This is a genomic window from Paenibacillus jilunlii (genome assembly GCF_900102965.1).
GTDB lineage: Bacteria > Bacillota > Bacilli > Paenibacillales > Paenibacillaceae > Paenibacillus_AQ > Paenibacillus_AQ jilunlii.
The window spans coordinates 26,557-51,677 of record NZ_FNGM01000033.1; the positions used below are offsets into that span (position 1 = coordinate 26,557).

Sequence of the window (25,121 nt, forward strand, 5' to 3'; positions counted from 1 at the left end):
CATCTAAAGGCAGGTTAACACTTATTCGGACAGCGCAGCTTTGAGTTCAGCGGCAGAAGCATCCCACCACTCTGCATTATGGGCGATCAGCAATGACCTCAGCGCAGCTTTGTCCGCTGCACCAAGCCCCTCCAGAATCACTCTCCGCTTCAGGGCAGAATCGAGCTTGTTCACGTGATCGGCGAGAATCTTCCAGCCTCTGCGGGCTTCGGTATCAATCCACATCTCGCAGGCTGTGATTCCGCCATAGGACTGGCCTTCAGGCGTACGGTCCACAGCTACCCATACCACCCACACCTGTCTTCCATTCGGGACATCTTCACGGTTCGGACTGAATTTAATGCCCTTCTCCACTTTGCTCTTGGCATGCATGGCACCGATATCGATAACGGCTTCACCCCCGTCAATAATGACCGGCGATACATTGTTCAAATCGATGGAGCCTGCGCCGAATCCTTTATGCTTGCTTTTGGCATTCACGATATTCAGGGCCATCGGTTTTTTACCCTCTGGTTGGTTGTTATCCACAAGTGCACATCCTTCCCTTTCACTAATAATTTAATTTTAGCTAATAATGCGGCGAATGCAAACATATACATCCCGTAGATGCTTGTCACGGGAGGAATCACAGTATGAAGCCATTGCCATTAAGGTACACCCTCATCTTTGCGACCCTGGCCACCCTCGCCCTTCTGGGAGGTGGAATCTGGGCTCTCTCTGGGCATAACCCGGCCGTTCTGACTGCGGCTGCCCCAAAAGAGGCCAAGTCCCCCGCAGCCGTACAGATCAAAACACCACAGCCCGTTCTCCCTGAGAGCAGGCCGCTCCCCGTATCGGAGGCCCTAAGCCAGCGGGTGACTGAATATCATCTCGACGCCCAGCTGCTCCCCTCAACAGGGTCGCTGACAGCTTCAGAGGCAGTCACCTGGACCCATCCCGGCCAAAAACCGGTACAAGACCTCTACTTCCATCTGTATCCGAATGCCTTTGCCTCCGAAGAGACCACCTTCATGAAAGAATCCGGGGGAAAGCTGCGCGGCGATACCATGCCTGCGAATGGCTACGGCAGCATGACCCTGACGGATTTGCGGACCAGTGACGGCGTCTCGCTCATGCAGCGGCTGCAGTATGTACAGCCTGACGATGGCAACGTGAATGACAAAACACTGGTCAAAGTGCATCTTCCGCAGCCGGTGAATAGGGGGGAGAGTGTCACACTGAAGCTGAAATATGAAGTAACGCTGCCCAAAATATTTGCGCGTATGGGAGTTTCAGGTGACTTTATAATGGCTGGACAATGGTTCCCCAAAATTAGCGTCTATGAGCCTGCCGGCACCCGGGGCGTGAAGCAGGAAGGCTGGAATCTGCATCAGTATCACGGCACCTCCGAATTCTACAGCGATTTCGGGATTTATAATGTTACCCTTTCTGTGCCCTCCAATTACACAGTGGCTGCAACCGGCTTTCCGGTGAAGACCGCCAAATTGAAGCAGGGCCAGAAAATCTACAAATTCTATGCCGATGATGTCCATGACTTCGCCTGGGCTGCCTCCCCCGACTTTGTGGTTGCAGAGGAGGCCTTCTCGTCGTCTGACGTCCCCGGGGTAAGGATCAAGCTCTACTTGGACCCGCTGCATAAGGACTTGCAGGAGCGGTATTTCCAGGCTGCCAAAGCTGCCCTGAACACATTCAGCAAATGGTATGGTCCTTATCCGTACTCCACACTTTCTATCGTAGTCCCTCCCAAGGAGGGGAGCGGCGCAGGCGGAATGGAGTACCCCACACTTATTACCGCTTTAGGCGCGGCTGACAATGTGTCCGGAACCCAGCTGGAGCGGACCGTCATCCATGAAATCGGGCATCAGTTTTTTTATGGCATAGTGGCCAGTAATGAATTTGAAGAAGCCTGGCTCGATGAGAGCTTCACCTCCTACGCGGAGGACCGGCTAATGGAGCAGGAATACGGGGTGGCGTCCAACCTTCCGCTTCAGGCCAGTCTGGTGCCCTCCGCACAGCCGCTTACCTTGGAGACCTGGAAATACACCGGGGATGATGCCTATACCCGCAACATCTACATTAGGGGCAAGCTGGTGCTGAAAGACATTGAACAACAGGTCGGAACCAAAACGATGGATGCCATCCTGGCCGCTTATGCCCGTAAATACCGTTTCCGTCACCCGTCAACTGCGGACTTCCAAAGGACGGTCGAAAAGGTGACTAAGAAATCATGGCAAACGTATTTCGATCATTATGTATACAGTGGCGGCGCTCCAGATTTTGCTATAAATCATATTGCACATACTATCAGCAAAACAGGGACGGGCAAAGGAGCCCCCCGCTATGAATCCTCAGTGACCGTAAGCAATAAAGGCAGCCGGTACGGGGATGTGCCGGTAAAGTTCACCTTCGCAGACGGTTATACCGTTCAAAGATATTGGAATGGGGAAAACAAGCAAACGACATTTCAGCTGTCCTACAAAGCGCCGCTCCTATCGGCAGAGATTGATCCGGAGCACTCCGTTCTGCTGGAGAGCAAGCATCTGAACAATTTCAGACTCGCCGAACTGGACCCTGATACGCTCTCACGCTGGACGCTCAGCATGACCAACCTGATTGAAAATCTGCTCGGAACTCTTGTCTGGTGAGGTGAAGGATTGTGAAAAGATCGATAAGCCGCGGCTGGCACAGCATGAAAGAGCAATTATATATACTGATCCTGTTATTTATTTACCGGCTTTTCTGGGGCTATTTCATGTACAAGTTTGTCAAAAGCGCCGTGGTTCCCGTGCTCCTGCGCTACCCGGATCAGCATGCGGGAGGCAGCGGGATGGGCAGACTGCTGTACTATGTGGAGGGACAATTCGCTCTGGGTAACAACCCGGCGGTTCAGCATTGGCTCTGGATGCTTCTGGCATTGAGCGCAGCAAGATTGCTTATCTCCCCATTCATCCGCGCAGGGCTGCTCCATGAGCTGCATCAGGAGCGTAAGGGTGAGCGCGGAATGTTCTTTTTCCCGGGCATGAGGCTGTACGGGCTTCCAGTGATGCTGTTCAGCCTCATAGAATGGGTGCTGGCGGTACTGCCCTTGTACTGGCTTTTTCCCAAAATGTACAACCTGCTGCTAAGCGGTATTCTGGATTACAGACAGCTGTTGAAGCTCGCTCCTTATATCCTGGCATGGCTTATCTACCTGTTCTTCATTCGGAAGCTGTTGCTCTATATGCAGTTCGGGTATACGGCCGGTACAGGAATACTCCCTTCCCTGCTGGTATGCCTGAAGGTCATTGTTCCATCTGTGGGACTCTCCCTAGTGCTGGGAGCATGCGGGCTGGTGATGATGCTTGTATGCGGAGCAACCGCACTGCTTTGTCCCGGATTGCCGGCCTTTCTGCTCCGCCAGTTCTCTCCGCTCCCTACTACACTGTTCAAAATGTGGGGAATCGCCGCCCAGTATCATCTCTGGTGCAGTAAAACATTTCCGCAATAATAGAGCCGTATAACCGGCATAATAAAAGAGTCGCTACTCCTTACCGGGAGCGGGACTCTTTTTTTAGGTTACAAAGTGATAAAGAGTATTTGCAAAACTGTAAATCCTCTGGTACAATGATGCCTGTACTACTAGTAACAAATTTGTAATCTTTAAGTTACAGCTTGTCAACCACAGTTAACATGAGCATTAAAACTTGTCGACACGCGCTCTTCTGGTGCATAAAACGCCAAATTCCCTGCACCGGGAAGCGGGGGAACCATATCTTGGGTGAATTGATCTCGCTTTAGAGGGGTCATAGGGGACCTTCTACCGAATCCTTAAGCTAACCTCGCAGGCCTTGGAAGGAGTACATCATTTGAAAAGTCAGAACTTCAAGAAGAAATGCACCGCAGCAGCACTTGGATTAGTGATGGTATTTACATTGGGAGCTGGCAGCGCTTTCGCCGACTCCAAAATGGACACAGTTATCGCCAAAACAATCGGAACGACCTATAAATTCGGGGGCACCAGCACCAGCGGTTTCGACTGCTCCGGATTCACCAGGTACGTATTCAAAAATGTCGGACTTACCCTGCCACGCACTTCCAAAGCTCAATTCAGCGTTGGAACCTCTGTATCCCGCAACAACTTGCGTTCAGGCGACCTCGTTTTCTTTAACACCTTTGGATCGGGAGTTTCCCATGTCGGAATTTATGTCGGCAATGGCAAATTCGCACAATCCTCCAGTTCACGCGGCGTAACCATAACTTCACTGAGCCAAGCCTACTGGGCCAACCGCTACGTTGGCGCCAAACGAGTGATGAGCACTACAGCGTACCAGGCTGTTGCCTACGATTGATAAACGTTGTTCTATACGAACCCGGAGCTGATTATTGCCGTAATCATTTCCGGGTTTTTCCTTTTCCTTATTCTCCCTTTTACACGTTTTGGAGGTGTTCGAAACACCTTTTTGCTAAATATTCCAAAAAACTCTCCCATACAGCTTACGCAACGCGTAAAATGAGCCCTCAAGAATAGCTCTTTGTCTCGTCAAGCGGAAAAAATATGCATTAATATGCTTTAAATGATTGCCAAGAGCTTCTGTCTTTGTTACAATTATCGCAGTGAGTTGATAGTAACATTTTTGTAATTATTCAAACTTGATTTACAAACTTTTTGTCATGTATTGATCCGCAAGCTAATCCTAATCAACAGTCGTGCCGAGTTCTCTAATAATTAGGGAAACGGGGGAACCGATTTTGGGTGAATTGACCTCCTATTCACAGAGGGGTCATAGGGGACCTTCAACCGAACCCTTAAGCTAACCTCGTAGGCAATTGGAAGGGGTATTTACTTTTGAAGAAGAAGCTGGCATCAGCATTACTGAGCTTTTCCATCATCCTTACCATTGGGGCAGGAAGCGCTTTCGCAGACTCCAAAATGGATCAGGTTATCGACAAAGCCATCGGAACAAAATATGTATCCGGCGGAGTATCGACTAACGGATTTGATTGCTCGGGATTTACAATGTATGTTTTTGATAAGATCGGAATCAACCTTCCTCACCAGTCCGGATCCCAATACCAAATGGGAACTGCTATATCGCTTGACAACATCAGACCGGGTGATCTCGTATTCTTCAATACAAGCGGCAATGGCGTATCCCATGTCGGCATTTATGTTGGTGAAGGCAAATTCGCACATGCATCTTCTAAACGTGGTGTAACCGTCAGCTCGTTGAATGACAGCTACTACGTCAACCGCTACGTTGGCGCCAAACGAATTATGAGCACAGATGCTTATCAGAATGTAGCTTCCGATTCCCAAGACAACGACGATGTACAATAAACTGCATTTGTAATTCCCAAAGGCTCTTCTCCAGGATTTTTGCCGAAATTCTGGAGAGGGGCTTTTTTTGCCTACAAGAAATATTTACCCTGCTCATTATTTGCCAAACACAAAAACCCCTAATTTTCGCTATTTTCCAAAATAATATTCCGCAATTGTCAAGGGCTTCACCTTCTCTTAAAGTTTTTGCGCCCCAAAAGAATGGTTATGTATATAATTAAAGATATAACGTATCCCTTTGGATGGGAGGTCTATACCTGATGATTAGTTCCCCGGTAACCTTTTACACTGTTCCTATGGATGTTACCCACGCTGCCGAAATATGCCAATGGGTCTATAAGCCACCGTACAACATTTACGGCTGGATGTCCTGGGAGCAGATGCAGGCTTTGGGCGTTGAGTTCGGTGATCCCCGGCTTCGAAGTGAGCAATATGTCTCGGTGGTGAACGGTCAAGGCAGACTCTGCGGCTTCGCGCAGCTCTTCCCCATGGAAGGTGTAGTCCGGCTGGGAATCGGCATGCGGCCTGATCTGTGCGGGCATGGCATGGGGCATCTGTTCATGAATGCTGTCGTCAAGGAGGCACTTGAACGTTATCCCGACCGCGAAATTGATCTGGAGGTGCTGACGTGGAACCAACGGGCCATTCGCGCTTATCAAAAAAGCGGATTTACCATTACAGATACCTATGAACGCCGGACTCCAACGGGCGATAAGCCTTTTTACTGTATGGTCTATGATAAATAGCACAAATCAGCCAATTATTTGTTACAAACGCTATGATAACGCTTTACCTTCTTGTATAATGTAGAGAGCAGCTTACATGGAGGGGACGGATGCAGATGCAGAAATGGATCATGAGCGGTTTATTTTTTGCCGCCTGTGCCTTTGCCGTAGTCTTAATGTTTACTTTGCCCGGCAAAGCCGAAGTCGCTGAGGAGAACAAGCCAACCATGCCGGAAGTACAGCTGGATGCAGCGGGTGCCGAGGCCATAGTGAAGGCTAATTGCATTACCTGCCATGGGGATCAGCTCCAGGGTGGTGTAGGACCCAGCCTGCAGCAGGAAGGCGGCAAGCATGATGCCGAGGAGATCTTCACCATTGTGACTAAGGGCCGCGGACAAATGCCTTCTTTCAAGGATAAGCTGGCCCCGGAAGAGATTGCTAATGTAGCCATGTGGCTTGCAGAGAAGAAGTAGCTTTACAGAAGAATGAGCACAAAATGCCCGTACAAGGATGATGTTGATCCTATGCCGGGCATTTTTTTATATAAGGGTTATGATAAATTCTCATTCGGATCGGTTCGATCGGGGATGGTTAGCGGTTCTTCTCAAAGGCCTCGTTGAATTCATGGGCCTGCCGGATATCAAGCGCGGTAAGCCCCTCCTCCTCTGCCGCAGACAGGCGAAGGAAGACTGTTTTGTAATCGACTGTAATATGCGGATGATGCTCGAAGGCTTCCGATATGGCGGCCACCTCATCCACAAAAGCAATCCCCTTCATATATTCATTGAACATGTATTTGCGCACCAGAGTATTCTGCTCCAGCTTCCATCCTTCCAGCTTGCTCACCTGCTCCCGCAGCTCCTCTTCCGTAAATTGCAATGTTCTTCCTCCCTTACTAAATTAACAGCAAAAGCCTTGCAGCTCTATTACCAGTGGCGTTGATGCCTGAAACAAAACATCCCTCAGCTTATATAAAGTCCAAGGGATGCGCCAGGATGAGGTTTTTTTGGTTTAATGTATTCACAAATCCCAGCAAATAGTACTCGACTCCACCAATTTTACCACGTGGTGCAGGCTGCGGGCAAACCGCCCCCCGGCACCTGCCTGTCCCCTAGACCAGAAGGACTGAAGCCAGATCCTCTTCGCCAAGCAAAATATTAATCCGGTGTGTCTCCTTGTCATAGATCACAACTCCGCTGCCCACCTCAATCACCGGCTCATTGCCCAGGGCGTAGAACAGGTCCTCAGCAAGTGCTTCCCAGACTTCCAGCTTCGATTCCTGAGGCAGCTCCTGCCACTCATCAGGCTCCATTTCAAAAAATACATACCCGTCGGAAATTCTTCCTACTGCTTCCGTCAGCTCACTCAAAATTTCACTGTAATCCCTGCCGTGCTTCACACCCACATCAATCACTCCGTTTTCTCCACAGATGAATAATATCCTACCCTACTCATTATAGCCGAAAAAATGACTTCACAAAAAAGGGAATGCTGTCGATAAATAAGAATATACGTGATTGGTCAGGCAGATGTTCCACCGCTGTTCATGGATGATACACGCGGTATAGTCGGACCACTTCTTAATTCTCATGGACGAGGTGCATAAATGGAGATTTCAACAATAATCGGTTTGATTTTTGGTCTGGTTACAATAGTATGGGGGATGTTTCTTAAGGGTGCTCCACTGCATGCCTTAAATGCTCCGGCCGCTTATGTAATTATCCTCTTGGGTACCGCAGCATCTATATTCATGGCTTTCCCGTTCTCGGAAGTCAAGAAAATCCCCTCATTGTTCAAGTTAATATTTGTAAAGAAAAAAATGGTCAGCAAATCGGAACTCATTACCATGTTCATGGAGTGGGCTTCCATTACCCGCCGCGAAGGCCTGCTTGCCCTGGAATCCAAGGTCGATGAAATCGAAGACAACTTTCTCCGAAACGGCATGCGGATGATTATCGACGGCAACGATCAGGAATTTGTCCGCGATGTATTAATGGAAGATATCCATGCTACTGAAGATAGACATAAGGCCGGAGCACTTATTTTCTCCCAAGCCGGCATGTACGCTCCAACGCTGGGGGTACTCGGGGCTGTTATCGGGCTGATTGCCGCACTGTCGGATATGAGTGCCATGGAAAAACTGGCTCACGCCATCGGTGCAGCCTTCATCGCTACACTGGTCGGTATCTTCACAGGTTACGTGCTCTGGCATCCTATTTCGAACAAGCTGAAGCGGCTGTCCAAGCGGGAAATTGAGGTTAGGCTGATGATGGTGGAAGGGCTGTTGTCCATTCAGTCCGGGGTGTCCACAATCGCCATCAACCAGAAGCTCTCCGTCTTCCTCACTCCATCGGAACGTGCGAAGCTGAGTGACAAGGAGGGGGCTTCCAGTGAGCAAAAAGACTAGACATGAGGAGCACGAAGAGCATGCCGACGAATCCTGGCTGCTGCCCTATTCTGACTTAATGACGCTGCTGGTCGCTCTGTTCCTCGTTATGTACGCTATGAGTGCAACAGATGCCAAAAAATTCGAAGAAATGGCACAGGCCTTCAGTTCGGCACTGAACGGCGGGTCTGGAGTGCTGGAATACAGATCGGATGCTCCCACAAATACTCAGCTGGATCAGGGCAAAGAAGATAAAATGAACAGTGTCGTTGCTCCTAATACAGGCAAAGCCGATATCGCCAAGCTCCGCCAGAAGGAACAGGAGGAGCTTGAGAAGCTGAAGAAACAATTTGACCAGTATATTAAGAACAACGGTCTGACCGATTTGCTCAGCACCAAGCTGAATCAATCCCAACTGACCATCACCATCAGCGATAACGCCTTGTTCTCCTCCGGACAAGCTGTAGTTAAAGATGAATCCCGCCAGCTGGCCAAATCCATTTCTACCATGCTGCAGCAATTTCCGAATTATGAAGTTTTGGTAGAGGGCCACACGGATAATATCCCAATCTCCAATAGCGAGTATCCATCCAACTGGGATCTCAGTGTCGCCCGTGCGCTGCAATTCATGAAAATTCTGCTGCTGAATCCCTATCTCGACCCGGTTAAGTTCAGTCCTATCGGCTATGGGGAATATCATCCGGTCGCTGATAATACTACAGCAGCCGGTCGCGCGAAAAACCGGCGTGTGGAAGTCTCCATCCTTCGCAAATATCAGGATGTAACCGAAACTACGCCAGTTACGCCTAGCAATTAAGATTCGCGCAAACCAAACTTAAATAAAGAGCTGCTCTGAAGCGTCTAAATCGACCCTCAGAACAGCTCTTTTTACGTTTATTTTATAGTGTCCGTGGGCGCCGTTATTGCAGCTGGTAGTTCAGCATAGCTCCCAGCTCCATCTTCTCCTGGACAGTCAGCTCACGCCATTCCCCGGTCTGCAGAGAACCCAGGTGGATATTCATCACCCTGATGCGCTGCAGCCGCCGGACCTCATAGCCAAAAGCAGCGCACATGCGGCGGATCTGCCGGTTCTTGCCTTCCGTCAGAATTATCCGGAACACCCGCTCACTGATCCGCGTCACTTGACAGGGGAGCGTACGGCTGCCCAGGATCTTGACCCCGCTGGACATCCCCGTAATAAAGGATGGAGTAACCGGACGGTCCACAGTAACGATATATTCCTTCTCATGTTTGCCTTCAGCCCGTAATATCTTGTTAACGATATCTCCATCATTGGTCAGCAGGATTAACCCCTCGGAATCTTTATCAAGTCTGCCGATAGGAAATATCCGCTCATGATGTCCGACAAAATCAACAATATTCCCCTGAATATGTGCTTCAGTCGTAGAAGTAATACCGACTGGCTTATTCAACGCGATGTAGACAACCTTAATGCCCGTTTCAAGGCTTTTGCCGTCTATGCGCACATCATCTCCCGGCCCAGCCTGACTGCCAAGCACAGCCCGCTCTCCGTTGATGGTGACTCTGCCGCCTTCCACCAGCTTGTCTGCTTCACGCCGTGAGCAGAATCCTGTCTCACTGATGAATTTATTAATTCTCACTTCAATCTTCACTCCGTTCTTCGTTCATAGCCTGCCCGGGAGTATGCTCTCCGGCTTCGGGCAGTTTAATGGTAACCTGAGCACCGCTCCCGTATTCACTGTGTATTTCCAGGCTCCCCTTATGGGATTGGATAATCCGCTGGCTGACCATCAGCCCAAGGCCCGTTCCTGTCTCCTTGTTGGTAAAGAACGGCTCCCCTAGCTTCGGCAGCATTTCCTCAGGAACTCCTTCACCCTCGTCAGAGATGACAATCACTACAGTACCGTCAATGATTCGTTGCTCCAGTGTGATTGTGCCCCCGTCGGGCATGGCCTCAATTGCATTTTTGACAATGTTGATAAACACCTGCTTCAGCTGGTTTTCTTCACAGTGGACCGTTGCCGGCTGCTCGGAAAACCGGGCCTCGAATTCAATGCCGAACAGATGCGCCTGGCTGTCCAGAAGAGAGATCACATCCCCCAGAATGAGCCGGACGTCCCTAAGCTGAAAATGCACAGCCTGCGGCTTGGCCAAAATCAAAAATTCACTCACGATCATATTAATCCGCTCCAGCTCCGAGAGCATAAGCTCAACATGAAGCGGCACCAGAATCTTCTTCTCCTGCTGGAGCTGCAGAAATCCCCTCAGGGTGGTTAACGGATTACGGATCTCATGGGCAACCCCGGCGGCAAGCTGGCCGACCGTAGTCAGCTTCTCAGAGCGTCTCAGCAGCTCCTCCATCCGGTTGCGTTCTGTCATATCACGCGAGACATGGACAAAGGACTGCGGATTGCCCTCCTCATCACGGATAACCGAGCTGCTGACGCTGACTTCCACGAGCGAACCGTCGCGTTTCAGCCTGATGGTCTCCAGCGGCGGCAGAACCGCTCCGTTCTTCAGCTCCTTCAGCCGGGTTTCCTCCTGCTTCTGCGCCGTAGCAGGCACCAGGTATGGCGTCTTATCCGACACATCGTCTGCGCTCCAGCCATACAGCTCTTCGAAAGCCCGGTTCGTACTGATAATCCGTCCGTCCATATCCATGGTATGAATGGCATCTGAAGTGCCGTTAATGACGGACTCCAGTCGTTCTTTAACGGCCCGGTTCTCTTCCAGCGTCTGTCCCAGCCGGTTGGTATGCTGCAGCAGATGTGAGGTCATGGCATTGATACGGTGTGCCAGCTGCCCCAGCTCATCACGGCTGTCCACCTTAAGCGGGGGCTCGAATTTGCCCCGGGCCACATCGTTAACTTTTGCCAGGATATGCTGAATGGGCCGGGTAACTACACCCGCAAGGATATAGCTCGCCGCAAAAAAAACAACCAGCAGGATAATCGATGTAGTCACATTATTGACCAGCTGCTCTTTGATTACAGAGGAGATAACTGAATAATCCATGACTACACTAATGACGTAATCCTCTACACCTGGCTGCGTAATGGGAATAAAGGTTTTCAGTACTCTTTTACCCAGCGCGTGTGTGTCCAATGTAAGAGGGCTGCCGCCGCTAAGAGCTTCCATAACAGCTGTCTTGTCCTCTTCAACATTGCCATAAATGTATGTACCATACTTAATAGCACGGCTTCTCAGCTTCTGGTTTGTAGGATCACTGCCATCTGGAAGCATGGTGGATACTCCAAAGGTTTTGGGATTGATTCCCGTGACCTCCAGAATGCCCGGGTTAACCTCTTTGGACTGACGGACAATCTCATCGGGATTCATAATCTTGACGTAATCACTTACGGCGGTGCTGCGAATGTAAGGATCTATAATGTAATTGCTCTTTTGATCATAATAGTATCCCCACTTCTCAATAAACTTCGGATTGGAGGTAGAATATTCAAAGGGGCCTGACCAAAAATGCTCAAAGCTCTGCCCCTGCTCGACGGAAACCTCCTGGCCTGCAAACAGCTCCAGAAATGCCACATACCAATAGCCCATACCTTTGGTAGACAGACCAATCTCACCGGGATCTGAGGATCTGGCTACAACCACATCATCCTCAGTCTTGACCAGGAGCGAAATATTAGACACTCCCAGTTTATGGGCCAGCGCAACCAGTTGAGCGTCCTTCACATTCTTAATGTCGGGATCAAGCTCTTTGGAAGCCAGAATAGCGGTCAATCTGAGGTTCTGGGCAATTTGATGCTGTACATAATTAGAGCTATAGCTGCTCTGCTCGACCGAAACGGCAATCTGTCTGGCGGCCATCTTCATATTCTTCACACTTTCATTGCGAAGGTTGCTCCGGGCGGCATGAAGATTAAGTGTTAGATTAAGCGCCAGAATTAAGAGTACCGATCCGAAAATGATTGCCGATAACTTAGTTTTTATGGACAAGCTGTATTTTCACCTCTTACCCGCTGGTAAATCCTAGCGGAGCATTCAAACATTATCATACCTTTTGCCTCCCCATTTGAAAAGACATTTCACTCGCTGGCTGTTTCGGGAAATATTGAATTATGCAGACACTTTCTCTACAATGGATAAGAAACCATCCACAGGTTATACACATATAAACATTTTATCAGATTGCGATGTGCACAATATTGTGTATAAGTCGCGCCTTATCCACAGAGTTGTACACAATTTGTTAAGAACGAATATTTGTTCGTTGCACAAGGGGCATTTGCAGAAGGGAAGATGAGCTTGAATAGTATAAATGATGAGCTGTCCTCTGAGGAATTGGCGGTTCATGAATATTGGATGAAAGAAGCGATTGCGGAGGCCCGCAAAGCGGAAGCTTTAGGCGAGGTTCCCATAGGAGCCGTAGTTGTCCGTAATGGACAGATTATTGGCCGCGGCTATAACCTGCGGGAGACCACGATGGATTCCACCGCCCACGCAGAGATGGTCGCGATTCGCGAAGCCAGTGTATTGCTTGGTTCGTGGCGTCTCCTGGACTGCCACCTGTATGTTACATTGGAGCCCTGCCCCATGTGTGCAGGAGCCATGGTCCAGTCCAGAGTGCCGCTTACGGTATTCGGCACCCCGGATCCCAAAGCCGGCTGTGCAGGCACACTCATGAATCTTCTGGAGGAGCCGCGCTTTAATCACCGCACCGAGGTCATTCAGGGCATATTGCAGCAGGAATGCGCTGAACTGCTGACCACTTTTTTCCGGCAGCTGCGTAAGAAATCTTCAAAGTAAGGAGAATCCAATGAATCATAAGTTATATGACACATCACATGGCATTTATATTTCTCTGCTGCAAACCCAGGATGCTGATGTACTCCTCCAGCTGCGTCTACGCAATAAAGAACACCATCAACCCTTTGAACCGCTTCGCGACGAAGATTACTTCACACTGGAAAGCCAGCAGCGGCTCCTTGCTCAGCGTGTGGAGGACTCTCTGGAAGACAGGGCGTACATGTTCGGTATATTTTTACTTGATGGCATGCTGATTGGACAGATCACGATCTCTAATGTAGTACGCGGTGTTGGACAGTTTGCGGATATAGGCTACTTCATTGATTATGCGCTGCAGGGACAAGGATACACAAGCGCAGCCGTAGGCCTTATCCTGAAGTTTGCCTTCCGTTCCCTAGGCCTGCATAGAGTGCAAGCCGCCATTCTTCTTCATAATCACGGCTCCCGCCGGGTTTTGGAGAAGAACGGGTTCCTGGCTGAGGGCATAGCCCGCCGTTTTATTAAGATAAATGGACAATGGCAGGATCACCGGACTTACGCTATTCTCGCCGATGATATCCAGCCACAGGAGTAATGACAGTCTTCCCCGGTGCAAGTTCTTCTCCCCTGTTAGGGGTAACATGAAAAATCCCGCATAAGCGCGAGAACTTCGCACAAATGCGGGATTTTTGATTTCGCCTGCTTGCTTAGTAGGAGCTGCCGATGCTTCCAAATTCCTGCTGCAGCTCATCTGTGGTAATGACATCGTCTCCCTGAGGAATGCCGATGGTGAAGGTCTGCTTTTCATTGATTTTACTGTATTGATTGCTGGCGGTTAAGGACAAGCTCACATTCTCGCCTTTGTCCGGATCATTCACCTTAATGTCCATCAGGAGATCCTGATACACCGGAAAATCATCTTTGTTAATCGCTGTATTCAGATGGAACTTGTTGATGGTTAGATATTTCCCCAAATCGGCCAAGTCCTTGTCGAATTCTGCGCGGGTTTCACTGGACTTCAACTCTTCTTTGAATTTAGCCAGGTCTGCATCGTCAATTTTCAGCATTTCCTTATATTCCGGTTTGCTCACGATATCGATAATCTTCGGCAAGGCATTATTCACAAGAATCGTAAGCGCCTCTTTGACGTTATCATTATTTACGTTGAATTGAACCACCTGCTCTGCTTCTACACCCTCCGGCAAAGCGGCGTCCTTCGGCTTAATGTTCTTGAAGTATGTTGCATCATCATACTCGCCCATCAATGTGTTAAGCACCTCGTTAGAAAGCTTCTGCATCTTCTGAGTATCAAGAGCGTCAGGATTCCATTCGGTACCTCCCTGCTCAGCCAGTTGTTTCAGATCCAGCTCTACAAACTTGCCGACCACCGTTTCTGGAAGCGGCAGGAATGGGATAGACGGTATTTTGATATATACCTTCTCCTTGGTCATCACCATTGGAATCGTGAAGGACATCGTCATATCACCCTTCAGATTGAGTACCATCGTCATTTCGGTCTGCATTGGATCTGCCTGATAGACACCGTCGATAGTGATATCGGCGTTTTTCAGCATACTGAGCACCTGCGCTGTTGAGCCATCCGACTCACCGTTTGCTGGCGCATCTATAGCCAGATTATTAATCACCAGCTTACTCTTCATCTCATACGATTTCAGAGTGGTCGCTTTGATCGCAGCAGATTTCAATGCCTCCTTAGGCGCTTGCTCCTTGTTGGCGCAGCCGGGTAAAATTACTGCAGCGGTTAGCAGCAGTGCGGCAGCGGACAACCCCCATTTTCTCTTCATTAAAAATCTCCTCTCCCATGTGAACTATTTCTTCCCCTCCTTATGATAAACCATTTGGCAATTATGAGAAACATTTCTTTCTTAATATAACTCTAAAAAAATCAGCCTTGGCGGTTATGATGGTCTACATGGTTAGCCTGCTTAACCTTTTTGGAGCCGGAAAGCGGTTCAGGTCCGGAGGAATTGTGTTCCTTGCGGCGTTCCTGATGGTTATCTTCCGCACCTGGTGCAGGCATGCTTTTGGGTTTGCTCATCTGTAGATCGCCTCCTAGGGATTGGTCAGGTCTTGAAGCGCCTGGGCGCATTCATGAATCTGTCTGGTGTACCGCTGGGCCAAAAGCTGAACTGCATCAGAGCGTTCATCCGTCTGGCGTCCAGCTTCTTCGGCATCAATTAGACTTACTGCAACCTCACGGCTGTCGACATAAGTACAACGAAAGTCAAGGGAATACGCCTGACGTCCGGCAGCATTAAAATGAACCAGCAGACTGCTGGGGTCCGCTGCATCACCCTGTACGCTAAAGCTGTCTCCATCCTCCATCAGAGCAGGCAGTCGCTCCTGCCAAGCAGACACCAAACTTTGCTGATCCAGCTGTAATTCTCGGTTCATTGTTATTATCAGCCTCCTTCCCTATTACATTGCGGAGAAAAGGAGCTTTTTATACTTGGTGCCACGGGTTCCCGGACCGATTCTCCTCCGTGAGGCAGAGCCTCCTTGCCGCTGCGGCAGAGTCTGTTCCATACACGACAAAAAAGCTGTCTTCCAAGGAAGGCAGCTTCTATCTTCATGTGTTGATTTGAACCCATGTGGGCTTGCACCCTAACGGTTTTCAAGACCGTTACTACCTATGAAAAGCCGCCGGGCCTTGGTATGACTGGGTTATAACTGATTGAGCTTGCTTTCAGGCTCTTCACCATTTTCTACACGTTTTATATTGTTTATAAAGAAATCATATCTTTTTTTATGAAATTTTCGGCCATCAGGCATTCCTGCAGTATGGGGAGTAAGTATCACATTACCCAGATTCCGGAGCTCACTGTCAATAGGAAGCGGTTCAGATTCAAACACATCCAGGCATGCGCCTGAAATATCCCCGTTTTTTAATGCATCAATCAAGTCTCTTTCGTTGACAATCCCGCCGCGGGCTGTATTGATAAAAAGAGCGGTATTCTTCATTTTCTTCAATGCCGCTTTGTTGATCAGTTGTTTGGTTTGCTGATTCAAGGGTACATGTACACTGATTATGTCCGATGTGCTTATAAGAGTATCGAAATCCGTCATTTTCACAAAACCGTCAGATTGTACAAGAGCATTTCTCGCATAAGCCAGCACATTCATATCAAAAACCCTGCAAAATGCAGCTACTTTTTTTCCGATAGCGCCCAAACCGATAATCCCAATTGTTTTGCCTTTTAATTCACTCCCTGTATAGTCCAATTGATGTTCATCCATCCTGTTTTTCATGAAAGTATCAAGAAACGGTATGTTTTTATAATAAGACAATATCAGTGCCATTACGTGCTCGGCCACTGCCTGTGCATTCACTCCTGCAGCATTGGCCACCCAAATGCCAAGCTGTGTACAGGCAGGGACATCTACATTATCAAATCCTGCACCCGTCTGTACCAATTTTAATTTTTTTGCGATAGAAAGCAGGCTGTGATCCACTTTAATATGTTCAGGGATGATTACCTGGCAATCTTCAATATGATGCAGCATTTCTTTTCCGGGCGGGACAATTACAACATTCCAGTCTTGAGGAAAATACCTTACAATATTTGATTTCGAGGTCTCGCTAAAATAGCCAACTACGAGAATCTTCATTGCTAAACCACCTTTCATTACCTATACCATTCTAGCAGCAATCAGAACGAGGACTCTCCAGAGAAAAAACATTTGACCCCTCGTCTTTATTAACGATAATTTTAAACATAAAGAATAATGTTGTAAAACTCAAATATTTTGTGAACTATATTAATCATTTCTATATATTGAGGAGGTTGGAACACTTTTTTAGCATTGCGGAAAGATGGGATGCTCTCTGGAGGGAAACACAAATCTTGCAGGCTAGCGGTTCGCAGTTAAGTCTGGCAATAAGCGCTGCCGAAAGTATAAGTCACTTTGTTTTGCCTCCTGTATATAGAATGCTTAATCAGCATACCCCGTCCATCCGACTGCAAATTCGTACGCAGCATACTCAGGAAGCTTTTGATAGTATTGAGCGGCGCGAGATGGATGTGGCGTTTGTGGTGCGAGAAATCGTGTCGCCTAGTGTCACTGTTAAACCGTTTTTTACTGAAGAAATGGTGTTGTTGCGTCTGGCTGTGTCGGGGCGGCAGGCCGGAGATACTATTGAAATGGAAGAATTGGCGGCGCAAGACGAAGTCTTCATAAATTGGAATAGAGAGTTTCAATTCAGACATGACCAGTGGTGGGACCCTCTTTGCCCGTCCCGTGTTCATCTGGACACAGCGGGACTCATCACTACTTTTTTGAAGGACGCCAGACAATGGACGATAGTTCCCGCTTCGATTGGCGCACATATGATGCGGATGGGAGATTTTGTTCTTCAGAAACTATCGGTATCGGTGCCTCCAAGAATATGCTATAAGGTAACTCATAAGTTTCCAAACCAAGCTTTACACGAGCCCCTTCGTATTCTTGATAACTATCTGCAAGATATATTTGGAGTAGACTGATCTGACCTGTCGAGATATTAGTTGCAATTGATTATGGCCAGCAAACTGATGTATGAAAAAAATAGAGTATGGACCGGAGTTGTTCCAACGCTTCGTGACACTCCTGCCGCTTGCCGCGCGGTGTAATAGCGTTTGAACGGCCCCTCCAGTGTCAGAATCTCAGGCGATACGCTCGCTCTCTCATCCTGCGCCACCCGTGCTTGTATTCATAATCCTATACCTCCGTCAGAAGATTATCCAAAACAAAAAAACGCACCACACCGCTATCCAACGGTAAAGTGCGTTTCAGTCATAATCACCGCAAATCCTTATACGGCGTGTCATTGTTAAGGAATGGCGGAGAGGATGGGATTCGAACCCATGTGGGCTTGCACCCTAACGGTTTTCAAGACCGCCCCGTTATGACCGCTTCGGTACCTCTCCAATGCATCAAAATTTCACATGCATTAGAAAGTATACCATACAGAGCAAGCCTTCGCAAGTATAATTATTGAGCAGCTGGGCTGATCACTTTCACATTCCGCATATACGGCTGCAGTACTGCAGGAATCAATACTGTGCCATCTTCCTGCTGATAATTTTCCAGAATAGCGGCTACAGTACGGCCAACGGCAAGTGCGGAGCCATTCAGTGTATGAACAAATTCCGGCTTAGCTTTAGGTTCCTTGCGGTAACGAATGTTAGCCCGTCTCGCCTGGAAGTCCTCTGTATTCGAGCAGGAGGAGATTTCACGGTACATGCCGCTCTCCGGCAACCACACCTCAAGATCGTACGTCTTAGCAGATGTGAAGCCCATATCGCCCGTACAGAGGCCCAGTACGCGATATGGCAGTTCCAGGAGCTGCAGCACACGTTCAGCGTCCGCCGTCATTTTCTCCAGTTCCTCATATGAGGTTTCCGGGGTGGTGAGCTTCACCAGTTCCACCTTGTTGAACTGATGCTGGCGGATCAGCCCGCGCGTGTCACGGCCGGCCGAGCCTGCTTCAGAACGAAAGCAGGAGCTGTACGCCACATGATACTTCGGAAGATCTGCAGCCGTCAGAATTTCCTCGCGGTAGTAATTCGTTACTGGAACCTCAGCAGTAGGGATCAGATAATATTCAGTATCGCGCAGCTTGAAAAGATCCTCTTCGAACTTGGGAAGCTGGCCAGTGCCGTATAGGCTATCCTTATTGACAATGTGAGGAGGCAGCATCTCCTCATAGTTATGTTCCCCGCTGTGAAGATCCATCATGAAGTTGATAAGCGCACGTTCAAGACGCGCTCCCAGCCCCTTGTAAAAAGCAAAACGAGAGCCTGTAACCTTGGCAGCGGCTTCAAAGTCAATGATATCCAGCTGCTGTGCCAGCTCCCAATGCGACTTCGGCGTAAACCCAAATTCTCGCGGCTGCGACCACCGGCGGATTTCCACATTCTCTTCCTCGGACTTGCCTACGGGCACCGATTCATGAGGAATATTAGGAATGCTCATGGTTAGTTCCTCAATACGGGTCTCCAGCGCTCTTACTTCATCATCCAGCTCTTTAATCCGGTCAGACACGGTGCGCATCTCAGCGATCAGATCCTCCGCAGGTTCACCGTTCTTCTTCTTTTTCGCTACTTCACCAGATACAGTATTACGGCGGTTCTTCAGCCCCTCAGTCTCTTGCAGCAGCTCACGGCGGCGCAGATCCAGCTGTGGAAAGCCGGCAATCAAATCAAGCGATTTACCTCTTTTATTCAATGCTTCTTCTACTCTGGCATAATCACTGCGCAATATTTTTACATCTAGCACAAAGTTTCCCTCCTGAAAACAGCCCAAACCCTTTCAATATGCTGTTTCACAGCCTTGAAAGAGTCGGAATGTTCTTATATGCGGTTCTATTGATTGGCTGCTGCGCTATACTCTACCATATCGGCAAAGTATTGGTGCAGTCTATAATCATCTGTCAACTCCGGATGAAAAGAGGATACGAGCAAATTACCCTGACGGGCAGTCACAATCTCATCCTTATAGACCGTGAGTACATCAACATCCGGCCCGACCTCTTTAATGAGCGGAGCACGAATAAAGACAGCACGTACCGGCTCGCTGATTCCTTTGACTTCCAGATCACATTCAAAGCTTTCACGCTGGCGTCCAAAGGCATTCCGGGCGACCGTAATATCCATCAGCTCCAAATGCGCGGGCTCGCCGCCATCAATACGCTTAGCCAGTACGATCATTCCGGCGCATGTCCCAAAAACAGGCTTGCCCTGGCCGGCAAAATCCCGGATCGCCTCTATAAAGCCATATTTGCGCATAAGCTTGCCAATCGTCGTGCTCTCACCGCCCGGAATGATCAATCCCTCGATCTCTTCCAACTGTTCTGCGCGTTTAATTGGCAGACCTTGCGCTCCAGTCTTTTCTATACTAACAATATGCTCTGTTACTGCGCCTTGAAGCGCCAGCACCCCTATCTTCATCGGAACAACCCTTCTCTCTACATTAACGGCCGCGCTCCGACATGCGTTCTGCCGGCGACAGTGAGGCAATATCGATCCCCTTCATCGGGGTACCGAGGTTCTTGGATACTTCAGCAATCAATTTATAGTCCGTGAAGTGAGTAGTAGCCTCTACGATTGCACGGGCAAACTTCTCAGGATTATCGGATTTGAAAATACCGGAGCCCACAAAAACACCATCGGCTCCCAGATGCATCATCAGAGCAGCATCAGCCGGAGTTGCCACACCGCCTGCAGCAAAGTTAACTACCGGCAATTTACCCAGTTCATGAACTTCAAGCAGCAATTCGTAGGGAACACCAAGAGTCTTGGCTTCATTATAGAGCTCGTCCAATGAAAGATTGTTTACTTTACGGATCTGGCTGTTAATATAACGCATATGACGTACAGCTTCAACAATGTTGCCGGTTCCTGGCTCGCCTTTGGTACGAATCATTGATGCACCTTCATTGATGCGGCGCAGTGCTTCACCCAGATCTTTGGCTCCACATACAAACGGAACAGTAAATTCACGCTTGTTAATATGGAATACCTCATCAGCAGGAGTCAGCACTTCACTCTCATCCAAATAATCCACGCCCAGGGACTCCAGAACCTTCGCTTCTACATAATGTCCGATACGGGCTTTGGCCATCACAGGGATGCTTACTACCTTGATAACCTCTTCCACAATGGTAGGGTCGGCCATCCGGGCCACACCGCCTGCTGCACGAATATCAGAAGGGACGCGTTCCAGCGCCATAACGGCAACTGCACCCGCAGCCTCAGCAATTTTTGCCTGTTCTGCATTCATGACGTCCATAATGACGCCGCCTTTTTGCATTTCTGCCATGCCTCTTTTTACTCGCGATGTTCCTGTTTCCATGACCATGCCTCCCGAATAGAAATACTTAATTTAACATATCATTTTGCCGCAAGGCGGCTATATATACAACCTATTTACTCGGATTTACTCCTGATATCGGCATGTTTCAGCCGTTAGAACAGGTTCTTAATTCCTTTAAACAGATCGCCAAAAAACTCTCCAATTGCTCTCATCAGCAGCTTGAACCAACCTGCCTTCTCGGCTTCTTCAGCCGTAATCAGGTTGACAGTCTTCTCTTGAACTTGAGTAATACCTTGGACCTGGTAGGAATAGGTCACCTTTCCGACCTTGCTGGCTCCGGCAATCGGTGCAACCAAGGTAGCTGGATCATTAATAACCACAGCAGTTTTGATCTGTGGGGATGCAGTTCCCTTAGGTACGATAAAAGTAACACCGGCATCTGTCACAACGGGGACACTTTTGTTTTTCCCTTTTAATACAGGAACGGTTTCGTTGCCTGCAATGACGGCTTTAGGAGCTACAACCTGCTTAACCTCAAAATTATTGAAGCCAAAATCAAGCACCTTCTTTGTTTCCGTGAACCGGTGAGGCTCCGAATCTGCCCCCATTACAACACTAATCAGCCGCATACCATCCCGTACAGCAGTACCGGTGAAGCAGTTGCCAGCATTATTAGTATGTCCGGTCTTCAAACCATCAAGCCCCGGATAAGCATAAGCTTTGAAGTTGGTAACATTCTTATTCGATTCCAGCATCCAGTTATAGTTAACCATTGGCGCTTTATCGCGCTCACGGAATTTGTAGGACTGAATGGTCGTGAAATCCGTGAAATCCGGATGGTCGGTGACTATGTGTTTGGCGAGAATTGCCGCATCCATAGCGGACATTACCGTTTCACGATCGGTGTCAGGCTGGAACTTTGCAGGCATATCCGCCCGGTTCAGACCGGTGGAATTGATGAAATAAGCCGTCTTCATCCCCATCTTCTGCGCAGTTTCGTTCATCATAGCAACGAACTCCTGCTCAGATCCAGCAACCTCTTCTGCCAAAGCTACCGTAGCATCATTTGCAGAGCCTACCGCCATGGCTATGTATAGCTCTTTGACTGTGTGTTCGTCACCTTGTGCCAGAAAAATACGCGAACCAATCTGCTTGGACGCATTCTCCTGGACCACGACTTTCTGATCCCAGGATAACTGGCCTTTGTTAACGGCTTCTGTGACGAGGTACTCGGTCATCATTTTGGTCATGCTTGCCGGTGGCAGGGGTACATCTGCATTTAGCGACAAAAGCACCTCGCCGGTGGTAGGTTCCAGCAGAACAGCAGATTTCAGGTTCAATCCCAACGACTCCACCGAAGGAATCTTGACTGCAGTTGCTTTCGCCTTTGTTTTATTGGTAGCTGCTGTGCCTGATTCTGTAGTTGCCGGCGTCTTCACCGCATCAGCCAGCGCCGAATTTACGGGAGAAGCTAGCATATTTAAAAGCAGACCTACTGTCGCTGTCTTAATTACAAATTGCTTACCGCTGAATTTATACTTGTGTTTCAATGATTTACTCTCCTTTTGCCCTCATATCCATTGCTTGTTCTATTCTAACACAGGGGTATCTGCAAAAAAAGACAGACAGGACGAATTTCGTCCTGTCTGCCCTTAAAATATCGCTTAACCTGTACTATAGGGAGTAGTTAGGAGCTTCCTTAGTAATCTGTACGTCATGCGGGTGACTCTCCCGCAGACCGGCCCCGGTAATCCGGATAAAGGAAGTATCGTTACGAAGCTCCGTCAGTGTCTTGGTTCCGCAATACCCCATCCCTGAACGAAGTCCGCCTAAAAGCTGATGAACCGTATCCGAAAGCGATCCTTTGAAAGCTACACGGCCTTCAATACCTTCAGGAACCAGCTTCTTATCATCATCCTGGAAGTAACGGTCTTTACTGCCTTGCTTCATGGCGCTCATACTGCCCATGCCACGATAGACTTTAAATTTACGTCCCTGATAAATTTCCGATTCCCCAGGACTCTCTTCCGTACCAGCAAACAGACTGCCCATCATGACAGCAGATGCTCCTGCAGCAATAGCCTTGGTAATCTCACCGGAGTATTTAATTCCGCCGTCTGCGATAATAGGAATACCGTATTCACGGGCTACTGTCGCACAATCATAGATGGCTGTAATCTGAGGTACACCAATACCGGCAATTACACGAGTAGTACAGATCGATCCGGGTCCAATCCCAACCTTGATCACCGAAGCTCCGGCTTCAATCAGTTCACGGGTAGCTTCCCCGGTGGCTACATTGCCGGCTACAATGGTGAGATCCGGATACAGCTCGCGCAATTTGCGGACAGCATCAATAATATTGATATGATGGCCATGAGCAGAGTCTACAGTAATAAGATCGACCCCGGCTTTTATCAAAGCTTCTGTCCGTTCAAATGTATCCTTGGATATGCCAATTGCTGCGCCAACGAGCAACCGGCCCTGCGCATCCTTAGCACCATTCGGGAATTGGATGGCTTTTTCGATATCTTTTATGGTAATCAGACCCTTAAGAATGTTGTTCTCATCCACCAGGGGCAGTTTCTCAATCTTATGGCGCTGCAGGATAACTTCAGCTTCTTGAAGCGTAGTGCCCACAGCAGCTGTTACCAGGTTCTCATGCGTCATTACATCTTTGATCTGGATATTGAAGTCATGAATAAAGCGCAAATCTCTATTGGTCAAAATGCCAACCAGTTTGTTGCCTTCATCTACGATAGGCACACCGGAAATGCGGTATTTACCCATCAGGACTTCAGCGTCGGACACCCAGTGGTCTGGAGTAAGAGAAAAAGGATTTGTGATAACGCCGCTTTCGGAGCGCTTCACACGGTCTACCTCTTCCGCCTGCTGCTCCACGGACATATTCTTATGAATAATACCGATGCCGCCCTCACGTGCAATAGCGATCGCCATGGCTGCTTCAGTGACCGTATCCATACCCGCACTCATCAATGGAATGTTCAGCTTCACATTCTTGCTCAGTACCGTAGACAAATCCACTTCCTTAGGCAGCACCTCAGATTTACGCGGCACCAGCAGCACATCATCAAAAGTTAATCCTTCTTTGCCAAACTTATCTTCCCACACCTGGGTCATTCCTCCTCGAAATTGTATTTATTCTAAACGCCTGCAAACTTTATAAATGAAGAAACCAGAGTTAAAGTCCATACCCGGCAGACACCGGGAAAGACTTGTAAGCTGCACGTTTTCGTATCTTCAGTTAAGGTTTGAGATGCTTGTCCAAAAATATATTATTGCCATCTTAGCAAAGGGTTTTTGGCCTGTCAAGAATATTACATCAGGGGAGAAGTTATTCCGAACACAGTTGCCGAGTAAGCGAATTCTTGGACGAAAGTCCGCTTGGAGTGGACAGTTCGAATCAACTTCTGAACTCAATAGCTCACCTGGATAGACAGGGGCTAATGGAATCACGGTCCATTCGCAAATGATGCGGACAGGAGATCCGTGATTGAGGCAAATCCGGCGATTCCCCAGGTCATACGGACACAGGATCTCCTAATCAAACATTTCATCCCTCATTTTGGCTCGAAAGAAGGATATAACGCTATCTGAGCCTGCATCAGTCCAAAAAACCGATATGCTCGCAAAATAACGTCACCTCTGTCCGCTTCACTCTGCGGATAGTCTCGATTCCCTTGTACTCCTAACAAGGGGCCCCTCAGATATTTTCAAGTATCCACGTTTTGGGGCTTGTATAATTGCCTAAAATACAAAAAAGCCACTGTCGATTGCTCAACAATGGCTTGATGTGCTTGGCGGCGTCCTACTCTCCCAGGACCCTTCGGTCCAAGTACCATCGGCGCTGGAGGGCTTAACGGTCGTGTTCGGGATGGGTACGCGTGGAACCCCTCCGCTATCGCCACCAAACGGGCACTTGCGGTACAAATGCATAATTCAGGTCTCAGCATCGCCAAATGCTGAAAACAAATGTTCCATCATGTGGTCGCTTGGACCTCATGACTTACAATTTGATTCCTGAAAACTGAATCCGAAACGAAACTTGCGTTTTACTTTTGGATAAGCCCTCGACCGATTAGTATTGGTCAGCTCCACACGTTGCCGCGCTTCCACCTCCAACCTATCT

Annotated in this window: 25 protein-coding genes, 1 tRNA gene, 1 rRNA gene and 2 riboswitches; of the genes, 11 read left to right on the top strand and 16 right to left on the bottom strand. The window is 48.6% G+C overall.

The annotated features are described in order from the left end of the window. Window positions 1-21 precede the first annotated feature (21 nt). Window positions 22-528 (bottom strand): YwhD family protein, encoded by a 507-nt coding sequence (locus BLQ82_RS30295; RefSeq protein WP_062519935.1) that lies wholly within the window; start codon window positions 526-528, stop codon window positions 22-24. A gap of 104 nt (window positions 529-632) precedes the next feature. Between BLQ82_RS30295 and BLQ82_RS30300 the strand changes: the two genes are divergently transcribed. From BLQ82_RS30300 to BLQ82_RS30325, 6 genes are all read left to right on the top strand, one after another. Next, window positions 633-2,645, top strand: a complete 2,013-nt coding sequence (locus BLQ82_RS30300) for a M1 family metallopeptidase (RefSeq protein WP_062519937.1) — start codon at window positions 633-635, stop codon at window positions 2,643-2,645. Between the two features lie 11 nt (window positions 2,646-2,656). Beyond that, window positions 2,657-3,487 (top strand): hypothetical protein, encoded by an 831-nt coding sequence (locus tag BLQ82_RS30305; RefSeq protein ID WP_062519939.1) that lies wholly within the window; start codon window positions 2,657-2,659, stop codon window positions 3,485-3,487. Between the two features lie 217 nt (window positions 3,488-3,704). Continuing rightward, window positions 3,705-3,842: riboswitch (cyclic di-AMP (ydaO/yuaA leader) on the top strand. Between the two features lie 57 nt (window positions 3,843-3,899). Beyond that, window positions 3,900-4,328, top strand: coding sequence for a C40 family peptidase (locus BLQ82_RS30310; protein WP_042267719.1), 429 nt, complete (start codon window positions 3,900-3,902; stop codon window positions 4,326-4,328). Window positions 4,329-4,677: 349 nt separating this feature from the next. After that, window positions 4,678-4,820: riboswitch (cyclic di-AMP (ydaO/yuaA leader) on the top strand. Between the two features lie 5 nt (window positions 4,821-4,825). After that, window positions 4,826-5,317 (top strand): C40 family peptidase, encoded by a 492-nt coding sequence (locus tag BLQ82_RS30315; RefSeq protein ID WP_062519941.1) that lies wholly within the window; start codon window positions 4,826-4,828, stop codon window positions 5,315-5,317. A 260-nt stretch (window positions 5,318-5,577) separates the two neighbouring features. Beyond that, window positions 5,578-6,063 carry a GNAT family N-acetyltransferase gene (locus BLQ82_RS30320; protein WP_062519943.1) on the top strand — a complete coding sequence of 162 codons (486 nt, stop codon included), beginning with the start codon at window positions 5,578-5,580 and terminating at the stop codon, window positions 6,061-6,063. 95 nt (window positions 6,064-6,158) lie between these two features. Beyond that, on the top strand, window positions 6,159-6,515 hold the full coding sequence (locus BLQ82_RS30325) for a c-type cytochrome (RefSeq protein ID WP_062519973.1): 357 nt from the start codon (window positions 6,159-6,161) through the stop codon (window positions 6,513-6,515). A gap of 118 nt (window positions 6,516-6,633) precedes the next feature. Here BLQ82_RS30325 and BLQ82_RS30330 read toward each other — a convergent pair whose 3' ends face one another. Beyond that, window positions 6,634-6,921: a 4a-hydroxytetrahydrobiopterin dehydratase gene (locus BLQ82_RS30330; protein WP_062519945.1), complete on the bottom strand. Its 288-nt coding sequence runs from the start codon at window positions 6,919-6,921 to the stop codon at window positions 6,634-6,636. A gap of 232 nt (window positions 6,922-7,153) precedes the next feature. Beyond that, window positions 7,154-7,447, bottom strand: coding sequence for a hypothetical protein (locus tag BLQ82_RS30335; protein ID WP_060819448.1), 294 nt, complete (start codon window positions 7,445-7,447; stop codon window positions 7,154-7,156). A 201-nt stretch (window positions 7,448-7,648) separates the two neighbouring features. Between BLQ82_RS30335 and motA the strand changes: the two genes are divergently transcribed. Both motA and motB read left to right on the top strand, forming a co-directional pair. Continuing rightward, a complete protein-coding gene (motA, locus tag BLQ82_RS30340) occupies window positions 7,649-8,449 on the top strand; it encodes a flagellar motor stator protein MotA (protein WP_062519947.1) in 801 nt (266 codons plus the stop codon). Further along, window positions 8,433-9,245, top strand: a complete 813-nt coding sequence (gene motB / locus BLQ82_RS30345; protein ID WP_062519949.1) for a flagellar motor protein MotB — start codon at window positions 8,433-8,435, stop codon at window positions 9,243-9,245. The genes motA and motB overlap by 17 nt, the downstream gene beginning before the upstream one ends. 103 nt (window positions 9,246-9,348) lie before the next feature. Here the strand turns inward: motB and rluF are convergent, their stop codons facing one another. Continuing rightward, window positions 9,349-10,050 (bottom strand): 23S rRNA pseudouridine(2604) synthase RluF, encoded by a 702-nt coding sequence (gene rluF, locus BLQ82_RS30350; RefSeq protein WP_062519951.1) that lies wholly within the window; start codon window positions 10,048-10,050, stop codon window positions 9,349-9,351. 1 nt (window position 10,051) lies between these two features. Continuing rightward, window positions 10,052-12,367 (bottom strand): ATP-binding protein, encoded by a 2,316-nt coding sequence (locus tag BLQ82_RS30355; RefSeq protein WP_062519953.1) that lies wholly within the window; start codon window positions 12,365-12,367, stop codon window positions 10,052-10,054. 309 nt (window positions 12,368-12,676) lie between these two features. On the opposite strand from BLQ82_RS30355, the gene tadA reads away from it, so the two are divergent. Together tadA and BLQ82_RS30365 are read left to right on the top strand one after the other, a co-directional pair. Then, on the top strand, window positions 12,677-13,177 hold the full coding sequence (gene tadA, locus BLQ82_RS30360) for a tRNA adenosine(34) deaminase TadA (RefSeq protein WP_425287530.1): 501 nt from the start codon (window positions 12,677-12,679) through the stop codon (window positions 13,175-13,177). Between the two features lie 10 nt (window positions 13,178-13,187). Beyond that, the gene (locus BLQ82_RS30365; RefSeq protein WP_062519956.1) at window positions 13,188-13,751 is read left to right on the top strand and encodes a GNAT family N-acetyltransferase; all 564 of its coding nucleotides are present in this window, start codon (window positions 13,188-13,190) and stop codon (window positions 13,749-13,751) included. Between the two features lie 112 nt (window positions 13,752-13,863). Here the strand turns inward: BLQ82_RS30365 and BLQ82_RS30370 are convergent, their stop codons facing one another. The 4 genes from BLQ82_RS30370 to BLQ82_RS30385 all read right to left on the bottom strand — a co-directional run bounded on the left by BLQ82_RS30370 (window position 13,864) and on the right by BLQ82_RS30385 (window position 16,786). After that, entirely contained in the window at window positions 13,864-14,961 is a 1,098-nt protein-coding gene (locus BLQ82_RS30370; RefSeq protein WP_062519958.1) for a DUF6612 family protein, read from the bottom strand. 101 nt (window positions 14,962-15,062) lie between these two features. Then, a complete protein-coding gene (locus BLQ82_RS30375) occupies window positions 15,063-15,215 on the bottom strand; it encodes a small acid-soluble spore protein P (RefSeq protein ID WP_062519960.1) in 153 nt (50 codons plus the stop codon). A 14-nt stretch (window positions 15,216-15,229) separates the two neighbouring features. Further along, on the bottom strand, window positions 15,230-15,571 hold the full coding sequence (locus tag BLQ82_RS30380; RefSeq protein WP_020428196.1) for a hypothetical protein: 342 nt from the start codon (window positions 15,569-15,571) through the stop codon (window positions 15,230-15,232). A gap of 270 nt (window positions 15,572-15,841) precedes the next feature. After that, on the bottom strand, window positions 15,842-16,786 hold the full coding sequence (locus BLQ82_RS30385; protein WP_062519962.1) for an NAD(P)-dependent oxidoreductase: 945 nt from the start codon (window positions 16,784-16,786) through the stop codon (window positions 15,842-15,844). Between the two features lie 176 nt (window positions 16,787-16,962). Here BLQ82_RS30385 and BLQ82_RS30390 point away from each other — a divergent pair, with 176 nt between their 5' ends. Then, window positions 16,963-17,661, top strand: a complete 699-nt coding sequence (locus BLQ82_RS30390) for a substrate-binding domain-containing protein (protein ID WP_244281065.1) — start codon at window positions 16,963-16,965, stop codon at window positions 17,659-17,661. Window positions 17,662-17,995: 334 nt separating this feature from the next. On the opposite strand, the gene BLQ82_RS30395 is transcribed toward BLQ82_RS30390, so the two are convergent. The 7 genes from BLQ82_RS30395 to rrf form a co-directional block, all read right to left on the bottom strand. Continuing rightward, window positions 17,996-18,084 (bottom strand) — tRNA-Ser (locus tag BLQ82_RS30395). 64 nt (window positions 18,085-18,148) lie between these two features. Next, window positions 18,149-19,435 (bottom strand): serine--tRNA ligase, encoded by a 1,287-nt coding sequence (gene serS / locus BLQ82_RS30400; protein ID WP_062519963.1) that lies wholly within the window; start codon window positions 19,433-19,435, stop codon window positions 18,149-18,151. An 86-nt stretch (window positions 19,436-19,521) separates the two neighbouring features. Beyond that, entirely contained in the window at window positions 19,522-20,106 is a 585-nt protein-coding gene (gene pdxT / locus BLQ82_RS30405; protein ID WP_062519965.1) for a pyridoxal 5'-phosphate synthase glutaminase subunit PdxT, read from the bottom strand. 22 nt (window positions 20,107-20,128) lie between these two features. Further along, window positions 20,129-21,010 (bottom strand): pyridoxal 5'-phosphate synthase lyase subunit PdxS, encoded by an 882-nt coding sequence (pdxS, locus tag BLQ82_RS30410; protein WP_062519967.1) that lies wholly within the window; start codon window positions 21,008-21,010, stop codon window positions 20,129-20,131. Window positions 21,011-21,123: 113 nt separating this feature from the next. Continuing rightward, window positions 21,124-22,521 (bottom strand): D-alanyl-D-alanine carboxypeptidase family protein, encoded by a 1,398-nt coding sequence (locus tag BLQ82_RS30415; RefSeq protein ID WP_062519969.1) that lies wholly within the window; start codon window positions 22,519-22,521, stop codon window positions 21,124-21,126. A 124-nt stretch (window positions 22,522-22,645) separates the two neighbouring features. After that, window positions 22,646-24,103, bottom strand: a complete 1,458-nt coding sequence (guaB, locus tag BLQ82_RS30420; RefSeq protein ID WP_062519971.1) for an IMP dehydrogenase — start codon at window positions 24,101-24,103, stop codon at window positions 22,646-22,648. A 684-nt stretch (window positions 24,104-24,787) separates the two neighbouring features. Next, window positions 24,788-24,904 (bottom strand): 5S ribosomal RNA (gene rrf / locus BLQ82_RS30425). Window positions 24,905-25,121 lie beyond the last annotated feature (217 nt).

What these genes read in the sequence shown, in the direction of transcription:
- BLQ82_RS30300 (WP_062519937.1), top strand. Translation starts at nt 633, where the DNA reads ATGAAGCCATTGCCATTAAGGTACACCCTCATCTTTGCGACCCTGGCC.
- BLQ82_RS30310 (WP_042267719.1), top strand. Translation starts at nt 3,900, where the DNA reads ATGGTATTTACATTGGGAGCTGGCAGCGCTTTCGCCGACTCCAAAATG.
- BLQ82_RS30320 (WP_062519943.1), top strand. Translation starts at nt 5,578, where the DNA reads ATGATTAGTTCCCCGGTAACCTTTTACACTGTTCCTATGGATGTTACC.
- BLQ82_RS30325 (WP_062519973.1), top strand. Translation starts at nt 6,159, where the DNA reads ATGCAGAAATGGATCATGAGCGGTTTATTTTTTGCCGCCTGTGCCTTT.
- motA (WP_062519947.1), top strand. Translation starts at nt 7,649, where the DNA reads ATGGAGATTTCAACAATAATCGGTTTGATTTTTGGTCTGGTTACAATA.
- BLQ82_RS30365 (WP_062519956.1), top strand. Translation starts at nt 13,188, where the DNA reads ATGAATCATAAGTTATATGACACATCACATGGCATTTATATTTCTCTG.
- BLQ82_RS30370 (WP_062519958.1), bottom strand. Translation starts at nt 14,961, where the DNA reads ATGAAGAGAAAATGGGGGTTGTCCGCTGCCGCACTGCTGCTAACCGCT.
- BLQ82_RS30375 (WP_062519960.1), bottom strand. Translation starts at nt 15,215, where the DNA reads ATGAGCAAACCCAAAAGCATGCCTGCACCAGGTGCGGAAGATAACCAT.
- BLQ82_RS30380 (WP_020428196.1), bottom strand. Translation starts at nt 15,571, where the DNA reads ATGAACCGAGAATTACAGCTGGATCAGCAAAGTTTGGTGTCTGCTTGG.
- BLQ82_RS30385 (WP_062519962.1), bottom strand. Translation starts at nt 16,786, where the DNA reads ATGAAGATTCTCGTAGTTGGCTATTTTAGCGAGACCTCGAAATCAAAT.
- pdxT (WP_062519965.1), bottom strand. Translation starts at nt 20,106, where the DNA reads ATGAAGATAGGGGTGCTGGCGCTTCAAGGCGCAGTAACAGAGCATATT.
- pdxS (WP_062519967.1), bottom strand. Translation starts at nt 21,010, where the DNA reads ATGGAAACAGGAACATCGCGAGTAAAAAGAGGCATGGCAGAAATGCAA.